Annotated in this window: 4 protein-coding genes; 2 read left to right on the forward strand and 2 right to left on the reverse strand. The window is 70.9% G+C overall.

From position 1 onward, the window contains the following. Nucleotides 1–12: 12 nt before the first annotated feature. Both AC1D15_RS02530 and AC1D15_RS02535 read right to left on the reverse strand, forming a co-directional pair. Nucleotides 13–1854, reverse strand: coding sequence for a DUF885 domain-containing protein (locus tag AC1D15_RS02530; protein WP_477824798.1), 1842 nt, complete (start codon nucleotides 1852–1854; stop codon nucleotides 13–15). 34 nt (nucleotides 1855–1888) lie between these two features. After that, nucleotides 1889–4327 carry a penicillin-binding protein 1A gene (locus AC1D15_RS02535; RefSeq protein WP_477824799.1) on the reverse strand — a complete coding sequence of 813 codons (2439 nt, stop codon included), beginning with the start codon at nucleotides 4325–4327 and terminating at the stop codon, nucleotides 1889–1891. A gap of 134 nt (nucleotides 4328–4461) precedes the next feature. Between AC1D15_RS02535 and mdeB the strand changes: the two genes are divergently transcribed. Further along, nucleotides 4462–7167, forward strand: a complete 2706-nt coding sequence (gene mdeB / locus AC1D15_RS02540; RefSeq protein WP_477824800.1) for an alpha-ketoglutarate dehydrogenase — start codon at nucleotides 4462–4464, stop codon at nucleotides 7165–7167. A 131-nt stretch (nucleotides 7168–7298) separates the two neighbouring features. Continuing rightward, on the forward strand, nucleotides 7299–7620 hold a 322-nt coding region (locus AC1D15_RS02545), incomplete at its 3' end, for an ester cyclase (RefSeq protein WP_477824801.1).

Consider the following 7620-nt stretch of genomic DNA (forward strand, 5'->3'; position numbering starts at 1 on the left):
CTCCCAGCTTGCTCAGCCATCGCCATCCGGCCGCCCGCCGCCACGCGCGATCCATGCGTCGATCCGCTGCTCCAGCACTGCCAGCGGCATCGTCCCGCTGTCGACGACCACCGCATGGAAGTCGCGCAGGTCGAAGCGCGCGCCCAGCGCCTGCTGCGACCGATCGCGCAGCTCCAGCAGCTTGCGCTTGCCCAGCAGGTAGCCCAGCGCCTGGCTCGGGTTCGAGAAGTAGCGGTCGACCTCGCTGGCGGCATTCTTCGGTTCGAGCCCGGCCTGCCGGATCATGTAGTCGACCGCCTTTGCGCGCGGCCAGCGGTAGGCATGGATGCCGGTGTCGACCACCAGCCGCGCCGCACGGAACAGCTGCCCCTGCAGGTGGCCGTAGTGCTGGTACGGATCGCGGTACATGCCGAGCTGGAAGCCCAGCGATTCGGCGTACAGCGCCCAGCCCTCGCCATAGGCCACGTTCCAGCCGGCATAGCGGCGCCAGTCGTGCAGGCCCTCGACCTCGGCCGCCCGGGCGCCCTGCAGGTGGTGGCCCGGCACCGCCTCGTGCATGAACAGCGTCTCCACCTCCCAGGTCGGTTCGCCGGCGTAGCCGGGCGCATTCACCGTGAAGTAGCCGGGCGTGCCGAGCTCCAGCGAGCCCAGCGTGTAGTTCGCCGCCGTGCTGCTCACCGCCTCCGAGGCCGACATGCCGCGCACCTGGTACGGCATGCGCGGCACCGTGTGGAACAGCGCCGGCAGCTGCGGATCGATGCGCGCCGACATCGCGCGGTAGCTCGCCAGCAACTCCTCCTGCGACTTGAAGAAGAAGCGCTTGTCATGGCTCACGTAGTGCATGAAGGCCTGCGTGCTGCCCTTGAAGCCGGTCTGCCGCGCCACCTGGGCGATCTCGCGCCGCAGCCGAGCGACCTCGCGCAGGCCGAGCGCGTGGATCTTGCCGGCATCCAGCCCCTGCACGATGCCGGTGCGGATCAGGAAGTCGTAGTACGCGGCGCCGCCCGGCAACGCCGACAGGCCCACGTCGACCGGCGCCTTCGGACGGTAGGTCGTCGCGAGGAACTCGCGCAGCCGCCGCATCGCCGGCTGGTAGTCGTCGCGCACCGCGGCGCGCGCGGCCTGCAGCAACGCGTCGCGCTGGTCCTCGGGCACGGCCGGCACGAAGGCGGCGAACGGCTTCAGCAGCACGCTGTCGTTGGCATCGGCCACCAGGTGCGCGTCGATGCCGGCGATCGTGCGATCGACCACGCCCTGCGGCTGCACCCAGCCCGATTGCAGGCCCTGCACGAGGCGCTGCTGAATCTGCTCGGCGTAGCGCGGCACCGCCTTCACGCGCGACGTGTAATCGCGGTAGTCGTTCGCGCTGCGCATCGGCGTCATCTGCGCGGCCAGCGGCATCATCGACTGGATGCCCCACAGCGTGGTCAGCGCCAGCTCGTCCGCATGCCCGAACTGCTGCGCCTCGACGGCGATGCGCATCTTGTCCAGCAGCAACTGGTGCGACACCCGGTCCTGGCCGTGCAGGCCCGCCGCGTCGATCGCCTGCACGCGCGCGAGCGTCGCGCGCTCGTAGTCGTGCTCGCGCTGCCGCTCGGCGTCGGACAGGTCGGGCAGCAATGCGTTGTAGCCGGGGACGCCCAGCACGCTGGCCCACATCGGCTCGCGGCGGAAGTTCTCGGCCAGGTCGGCATCGAGCAGGCTGCGCAAGGCCGCGGCCGGCGTCGACGGCACGGCGGAGGCCGCCCGCTCGGGTACGGCCGCCGTCTGCGCGTGGAGCGTTCCTGCCGCGGCGATCAGCACGGCCAGCAGGACAGGCTGCGCGCCGCGCAGCCAGGTCATCGGAATCGTCATCGAGTGGTTCTCCCTGGTCAGGTGATGGATAGCCTCATGGGCTGCTGTCGGAAGCCGCCGGCGCCGCGGGTGGCGGCATCGGCTCTTCATTCTGCGGTCGCGGCGGCCGGTCGCCGGGCGCGCGCGGCACGCCGGTCTTCGGGTCCAGGCCCATGTTGCTGAGCGCCTGCCCGAGTTCCTCGGCGGTCTTCGGCGGCTGGTCGGCGGAATTGGCCGGATCGAGGCTGCCGCCCTCGCCGGGGCCCTCATTCGTGCCCTCGGGTGCCGAGGCCGCCGGGTCGAACGCCGGCACCGGCACACGCGGCGGCGGGAAGCTCGCCTTCGGGTCGACCAGCCCCTTCTTCTGCGCATCGCGGAAGAAATCGCCGACCAGCCGCACCGCGTTGTGCCCGCCCTGGCCCCACCAGCTGCTGCGCAGCGTGACGCGCGCATCGTTGAAGCCGACCCACGCCCCCGCGACCAGCTCCGGGTGCATCAGGATGAACCAGCCGTCGGTGTTCTTCTGCGTGGTGCCGGTCTTGCCGGCCAGGTCGCCGGTCACGCCGAAGCGGGTGCGGACCTGCGTGCCGGTGCCGCGCGCGATCACGCCGCGCATCATGTCGATCAGGTCGGTCGCGGCCTCGGGCGACATGCCGCGGCGCGGGGCCTCGCCGAACTCGGCGATCACCCGCCCCGTGCGGTCCTTGATGCGCTTGACGAACACCGGCTTGTGCACGCTGCCCACCTGCGCGATCGACGCATAGGCGTTCACCATCTCCAGCAGCGTGACCGGGCTGGTGCCGAGCGCGAGCGACGGCACGGCCTCCAGCGGGCTCTGGTCGACGCCCAGCGATTTCGCGAGCGCCACCACGCGCGGGATGCCCACCTCCTGCATGACCTGCGCGGTGATGGTGTTCTTCGACAGCGCCAGACCGTCGCGGATCGTCATCGGTTGGCCGGTCGCGCCCGACATGTCGGTCGGCCGCCAGACGGTGCCGCCCATCGTCACCTCGACCGGCCCGTCGACGAAGGTGCGGTCGGGCGTCAGCCCCGCCTCGAGTGCCGCGCCGTAGACGAAGGGCTTGAAGGTCGAGCCGGGCTGGCGCTCGGCCTGCGCGACGTGGTCGTACTGCTCCAGCGCGAAATCGCGGCTGCCGACCCAGGCGCGGACCTCGCCGTTGCGCGGGTCCATCGCGACGAAACCGGCTTCCAGCCGCGTCTTCTGCGCCTTCAGCCGCGCCATGAACGGCGCGTCGGCGCGCAGCTTCTCCAGCGCTTCCCCCGGGCCCGCACCGGCGTCGACCGCCTGCTTGAACTCCGGCGACTCGCGCAGGAACGCGGTGACGAGGTCGCGCCGTCCGGTCCACAGCCAGCCGAACGGCTCGGCCTTGCCGAGCAGCTTCGCATAAGCCTCGGGCGCGGTCGACACCGCCGGCAGCGCCGGGCGGCTCCATTCGACATTGGCCACCTGCTGCAGCGCATCGGCCTGCGCCTGCACCGCGCGCACCGCCTCGTCCTGCAGCCGGCTGTCGAGCGTGGTCTCGATCACCAGGCCGTCGGCGTAGAGGTCGTGGTCGTGCTCGTCGGCCCAGTCGAGCAGCCATTTGCGCGCATAGGCCGCGAAGTGCGGCGCGGTGGCCGGGAAATCGGGCTGGCGGCTCCAGTGCAGCTGCAGCGGCTGCGCGCTCAGCGTGCGCAGCTGCTCGTCGGTGATCGCCTGCGCCTTCGCCATCTGCGACAGCACGACGTTGCGCCGTGCGAGCGAGCGCTCGGGGTGCTGCACCGGGTTGTAGTAGTACGTGCCCTTCAGCATGCCGACCAGCGTCGCGCTCTGCAGCGCGTCGAGCTCGGCCGCCGAGGTGTCGAAGTAGGTGCGCGCCGCCATCTCGATGCCGACCGCGTTGTACAGGAACGGCGCGGTGTTCAGGTAGGCCTCGAGGATCTGCTTCTTGTCGTAGACGCGCTCGATGCGCATCGCCGTGACCCACTCCTTGGCCTTGCGGTGCAGGTTGCGGGCGCGCCCGACCTCGTCGGGAAACAGGTTGCGCGCCAGCTGCTGCGTGATGGTGGAGCCGCCCTGCATGTCGCCGGTGGCGCTGTGCAGCACCGCGCCGAACGAGCGGATGAAGTCGATGCCGTGGTGATCGTAGAAGCGCTTGTCCTCGGTGGCGACCAGCGCCTTCACGACGAAGGGCGAGACCTTGTCGAGCGTCAGCCGCTCCTGCTGGGCGCGCCGGAAGCTGGCGATCTGCTGGCCGTCGGCCGACAGCAGCACGCTCGGCTGCTGCGCCTGCACCAGCTTGAGGTCGTCGACGCTGGGCGTGATGCGCAGCAGCACCGCGATGTAGATGCCGAGCGCGACGGCCGCCACGGCGGCCGCGAGCGCCGACCACAGCGCATACCTCAAAGCAAGACGCTTCAGGCGCTGGCGCCACGCGGGCGCCGGCTCGAAGCCGGGCACGGTGGGCATCGGGTCGGGGCGGAAACGCAACATCAAGGTCCTTCCATACGGCAACTCCACCACGGGCAAACGGCGGGCCGGGTGGGCGAGTCTATGCAATGTCCTGCGGGAGACGGTTTCGGGGTGTTGCTTCTATAGTCTCGGCTCCCCCGCTGCAGGATGCCCCCATGAACGGCCAGACCCCCCGCCACCTGCTCGCCCAGGCCGCGAGCGACACCGATCCGCTGGAGACGAAGGAGTGGCTCGACGCGCTGCGCGCCGCCGTCGCCGAGGGCGGCAGCGAGCGCGGCCTGTACCTGCTGGAGCAGCTGGAGGAGCAGGCGCAGCAGCTGGGCATCGTGCCGCACGTGCAGCCGTATTCGGCCTACCGCAACACCATCCCGCTCGAGCGGCAGGGTCACTATCCCGGCGACCTCGCGATCGAGGAGCGGCTCACCACGATCACACGCTGGAACGCGCTCGCGATGGTGGTGCGCGCGAACCAGGCCTATGGCGAGCTGGGCGGCCACATCGCGAGCTATGCCTCGGCGGCCGAGCTGTTCGAAGTGGGCTTCAACCACTTCTTCCGCGGCGACGACAGCCGCACGCCGGGCGGCCGCGACGCCGACCTGGTGTACTTCCAGCCGCATTCGGCGCCGGGCGTGTATTCGCGTGCCTTCCTCGAGGGCCGGCTCAGCGAGGAGCAGCTCGCGAACTACCGCCAGGAGGTCGGCGGCCACGGCCTGTGCTCGTACCCGCACCCGTGGCTGATGCCGGAGTTCTGGCAGTTCCCGACCGGCTCGATGGGGCTGGGCCCGCTGAGCGCGGTGTACCAGGCGCGCTTCATGCGCTACCTGGCGCACCGCGGCCTGGCCGACACCGCGCAGCGCCATGTGTGGGGCGTGTTCGGCGACGGCGAGATGGACGAGCCGGAATCGATCGCCGGGCTCACGCTCGCCGCGCGCGAGCAGCTCGACAACCTGACCTTCATCGTCAACTGCAACCTGCAGCGGCTGGACGGCCCGGTGCGCGGCAACGGCCAGATCATCCAGGAGCTCGAGTCGCTGTTCACCGGTGCCGGCTGGAACGTCATCAAGGTGCTGTGGGGTTCCGACTGGGATGCCCTCTTCGCGCGCGACACCCAGCACGTGCTGCTGCAGCGCCTGGCCGCCACCGTCGACGGCCAGTACCAGACGCTGGGCGCGAACGACGGCGCCTACAACGTCGAGCACTTCTTCCGCCAGGATCCGCAGGTGCAGGCGCTGGTGGCGCACATGGGCGTCGACGAGATCGATGCGCTGAAGCGCGGCGGGCACGACTTCCGCAAGCTGCATGCGGCCTTCGCGGCGGCGCGGGCGCACAAGGGCCGGCCGACGGTGATCCTCGCGAAGACCAAGAAGGGCTTCGGCATGGGCGGCGTCGGCGAATCGCGCATGACCTCGCACCAGGCGAAGAAGCTCGACGTGAGCGCGCTGAAGGCCTTCCGCGACCGCTTCGCGCTGCCCTTGTCCGACGACGACGTGGCCGCGCTGCGCTTCTACAAGCCGGCCGACGACAGCCCCGAGATGGCCTACCTGCACGAGCGCCGCCGCGCGCTCGGCGGCGCGCTGCCGGCGCGCAAGCCGCAGGCGCCGGTGCTGCCGGTGCCGCCGCTGGCCGGCTGGGGCGGTTTCGCGCTGCAGGCCGACGGCAAGGAGATGTCGACGACGATGGCTGCCGTGCGCATGTTCGCCGGGCTGCTGAAGGACGAGGCGCTCGGGCCGCGCATCGTGCCGATCGTCGCCGATGAGGCGCGCACCTTCGGCATGGCGAGCCTGTTCCGGCAGATCGGCATCTATTCGCCGCACGGGCAGCTGTACGAACCGGAGGATGCGGGCTCGATGCTGTCATACCGCGAAGCGAAGGACGGGCAGCTGCTGGAGGAAGGCATCACCGAGGCCGGCGCGCTCGCGTCATGGATCGCGGCCGGCACCTCGTACAGCGTGCACGGGCTGCCGATGCTGCCGATGTACATCTACTACTCGATGTTCGGCTTCCAGCGCGTGGGCGACCTGATCTGGGCCGCGGCCGACCAGCGCGTGCGCGGTTTCCTGTTCGGCGCGACGGCGGGGCGCACGACGCTCGGCGGCGAGGGCCTGCAGCACCAGGACGGCAGCAGCCTGGTGATGGCCTCGACGGTGCCGAACTGCCGTGCGTGGGATCCTGCCTTCGCGGGCGAGGTCGCGGTGATCATGGACCATGCGGCGCGCCGCATGCTGGAGGAACAGCGCGACGAGTTCCACTACCTCACGCTGATGAACGAGAACTACGCGCAGCCGTCGCTGCCCGACGCGGCGCATGCCGACCTGCTGCGCGGCATGTACCGGCTGGCGGAGCACCCGGTCGGAAAGAAGAAGGGACAGAAGGCGAGCCGTGTGCGGCTGCTGGGCAGCGGCGCGATCCTGCGCGAGGTGATGGCCGCGGCCGACCTGCTGGCCGCCGACTGGCAGGTGGCGAGCGAGGTGTTCAGCGTGACGAGCTTCAGCGAACTTGCTCGCGATGCGCGCGAGGCCGATCGGCGGGAGCGGCTCGGTGGCATGCCGGCGGTGTCGCACGTCGCGACACTGCTCGCGGGCAAGGACCCGGTGATCGCCGCGACCGACTACGTGCGGGCCTGGCCGCAGCTGATCGCCGAGTACGTACCGGCACGCTACGCGACGCTCGGCACCGACGGCTTCGGCCGCAGCGACACGCGCCAGCAGCTGCGCCGCTTCTTCGAGGTCGACCGGCACCAGGTGGTGCTGGCGGCGCTGCAGGCGCTGGTGCGCGAGGGCGCGCTGGAGCGCGGGGTGCTCGCGCAGGCGGCGACGCGGTATGGGGTGGATGGCGAAGCGCAGGCGCCCTGGCAGGCCTGATGTTGCTGCAGGTGGGGATTTGCAAACGCCGCAAGAAGGTGCTTCTGCCGCGAGGCCACTTCCGGTGCCGGTGCACCGGCAGAAGAATGCGCTCCATGCACGAATCGCGTGTGCCTTCCAGACGACCCACCATGAAAACCCTTGCCGCTGCCGCCGCGCTGACCGCCCTGTGTGGCGTCGCGACTGCCGCTGACGACCTGCCTCGACCCCACCACCTCGCTGCCGCGCCCGGCAGTGCAGACGCCGTGCTGGCCGCACGCCGCTATGCCGCCTTCTGGGACACCGGAGAGGCCCGCCATGCACAGGCCGCGCTGTCGCCGGGCTTCATCGATCGCACCTTGCCCGCCGGCCGCCCGCAGGGCCCGGACGGCCCGCTGGCTGCATCGAAGGCCTTCCGCGCAGCCGTGCCCGACCTGCGCGCCGAGATCGACGACCTGGTGGCCAGCGGCGACC

This window comes from Rhizobacter sp. P2_H2 (genome assembly GCF_056403375.1).